This window comes from Olsenella phocaeensis, assembly GCF_900120385.1.
Lineage (GTDB): Bacteria > Actinomycetota > Coriobacteriia > Coriobacteriales > Atopobiaceae > Olsenella_I > Olsenella_I phocaeensis.
Map to the genome: position 1 here is coordinate 1,094,940 of NZ_LT635494.1, position 3,059 is coordinate 1,097,998.

The window sequence follows — 3,059 nt, forward strand, 5'->3', positions numbered from 1 at the left end:
GGGCTTGGGCTTGGGGTTGGGGTTGGGGTTGGGCTTGGGGTTGGGGTTGGGGTTGGGGTTGGAGGGCTCGGTCACCTCGAGCGAGAGCTGGATGGTGTCATCGTCCGTCGCCACGGCATCCTTGCCCGGCGCCCACTGCGTGCCGTTCCACACGAACGAGAAGACCTTCGAGGTCCCCTCGTCGGTGGTGGCGCGTGCCGCGAAATGGCCGCCGACCGTGCCCACGATGGTCAACGTCTTGCCCGTTTCGGCATTCGTGGAGACCTTGAGCCCGGGGACGACGAGCCTCATCCAGCTGGGGCTGTTCTCGCCCGCGTCACCGGCGGCGTCGACGACGGCCTCGAGCTTGTCATAGGTCGTGATCTGGTCGGGGTCGCTCAGGACGAAGGAGACGGTGACGGTCTTGCCGTCGACCCTGACGTCACCCACCTTGAAGCCGGGGCCAAACGCCTCGGTCGTGACCTGAGATGGATCGAGGGACGCGGGGAGCTCGATGTCGTCGGGGACGGTGAAGCTGGCGCTGAAGCCGAAGTCCCTGACGTCCAGCTTGATGTCCTCGTGGCTGACGCCGGGGTAGCGGGCCTCGATGGCGGCCATCTGCGCCTTGACGGGAGCGACGTCAATCGCCCCGGTCAGGTCGAAGCTGGAGCCCTTCTCGGCCCTTATGACCGCGTCGTGCTCGGTGTCGCCGGCGACGAGCATGTCACCCTCGAGACCGCCCTCGATGGGCGAGGTGGTGGCGAGGGTCAGCTGGATGGTGGGATCGCTTGCGGACAGGATGGCATCACGCCCCTCGTCTGTCTGCTCGCCGTTCCACGTGAAGGCGAAGACCTTGGTCTTCCCACCCTCGGAGGTCGCCTTCGAGTGGAAGATCCCCGTGACCGTGCCCGTGACGCTCAGGCGGGTACCCGCCGCGACGTCATCCGAGACCCGCGTGGGAACCGTGAGCCTCATCGTGTCGGAGACTGCGGAGACGGCATCCTTGAGCTGCTGGTAGTTCGTGATTCCGGGCTTGAGGTCCATGGTGACGGTGACCTTGTTGCCCTCCGTCGTGACGTCCGACACGGCAAAGGTGTCGGAGAAGCCCTCAATCGTGACGTCACTCTTCCCAAGCCCGACCTTGGGGCTCACACCCTCGGGAAGCGTGAGCGTGGCCACGAAGCCCGAGCTGAGGTCCGAGAGCGCGATGGACTCGAAGCGGTCGGGGGTGGTGCCAAACTGGCCCTCGATGGCCTCCATCTGGCTCTTGACGCTCGCCACCCCCACGACGCCCGTGAGGTTCACCTCCTCACCTGGCAGGACCTCGTGCACTGCCTCGTGCTCTGTGTCGCCGTCCGCCTCGAGGTCTGCGGGCAGCCCGATGGTGGAGGGGACCACGGAGACCATGGTCTGGCGGACGTCGTCGCCACGTGGGTCCCTGCCGGCCTCCAGCTGCTGGGAGGTCCAGTCGAAGACGAAGCGCTTGGTCTCGTTCCCCTTCTTGGCGACGGCGAAGAAGTTACCGCTCACGTCGCCGGTCGCGGCGAACTCGACGCCGTTCTGGACGCCGTCGGCCAGCGTGAGACCAGAGATAGTCGCCGTGATGAAGTTTGAGTCGTCGATGCTGGCGGCACGCCCGGCGGCCAGTCCGGTGCCTTCCACCGCATCCTTCAGCAGCTGGTAGTTGGTGAAGCCGTCGTTGAGCTTGAAGGTGACGGTCACCTCCTGCCCGGAGGCGGTGACGGAGTCGAGCTTGAAGAGGTCACCCATGCCCGCGACCTGAACCTGGGGGTCCGCAGGGACCCTCACCTCGTCAGGAAGCGTGATCTTGGCCGTGAACGTCGACGCAGCGCCAGAGAGCGCGATGTCCGAGAAGTGCTCGGGACCCTCCCCGAAGCTCTTCTCGATAGAGCGCATCTGGTCTTTGATCGCAGTGGTGTCGATGGCCCCCGTCAGGCTGAACTCCTTGCCCGCCTCGACGAACTTGATCTCGTTGGACACGTCCTTGGAGTCCCCCCACATGTCGGCATCGAGCGCGCCGCTCGCCTGGATGGTGGGGACGGAGGGGTCGTCCTTCCACTTGAGGTAGTACGTGACGTCGCCCTTGACCGTGGTTCCGGAGTCAAGGGCCGCAACGTCGGAGCCCTGGGGGTCGTCGTACCAATAACTGTATTCGTGGCCATAAACGTAGCCGAAAAACGTGAGATCCTTTGTCTTGTGCTCAAGCAGGAAACCCGCGCGGGACGCCATGCCCTCGAAGCCCGCTGTGTCCTTGCTCGGCGTCGCGATGCCAGCGGTGCTGGCGTCGACGGAGCCGTCAAGGGACTTCAGGAGGTCGCCCAGCTTCTGGTTGTCCGAGACCTTGGCCTGCCTTTTGACGGTCGCGACCTCTCCCCCGTTGGCCTCGGTGGAGATGGAGAACACGTCCGTCTTGGTCTTGAACACGCTGTCATCGGAAAAAGTTCCCCCGTTGGCAGAGAAGCGGACCGTCGCAAGCTGGTCCTCCCACTGCGCATAGAGATCTACGGAGCTCTTGTCGGTGGGAAGCGTGAGGACGTCGCCAGAGGCATGCTCCTCTCCCCTGCCGTCGGCGCTGGTGTTCCAGCCCTTGAAGATCTTGCCCGGCTGGGAGAAGGCGCCGTTCGCGGCGATGGCAGCATCGATCGACGCTACGGTCGCACTGCGGTCGGGCCTGTTCGCAGAGACGGTGTAGGTGGCGTCATCGGCAAGGTTGCTGTGGTAGACGATGCCATAGCTGGCGGAGTCGCTCGACCACTTGGCATAGACGACCAGGGGCGCATTGACCGTGACGGAGCTGTCGTACGCGCGTTCCACACCGTCCGCATCCCTGTAGAACCAACCCTCGAAGTGATAGCCAAGTGCCGTGGGGTCGCCTGGGACCTGCGCGCTGCCGGCTGCGGGCGTGGCGTCGGCGAGCGCGTAGCCGCGCATGGCGACGGCAGCCTTGTCCGCGACCGTTCCGTCACTGAATCTCGCCCCGACCGCCTGGGCGGCGTCCGGGGCATTGAGCCTGAAGGTAACGCTCTCGGCGGGGGCCCACACGTGCTTCTGTCCGTCGG

At 65.3% G+C, this 3,059-nt stretch carries 1 protein-coding gene; it reads right to left on the reverse strand.

Annotation, left to right across the window (positions count from 1 at the left end; translation table 11 throughout):
• Positions 1 to 3,059 (reverse strand): InlB B-repeat-containing protein (locus BQ7388_RS12290; protein WP_200781433.1); only part of this gene is annotated, 3,059 nt, incomplete at both ends.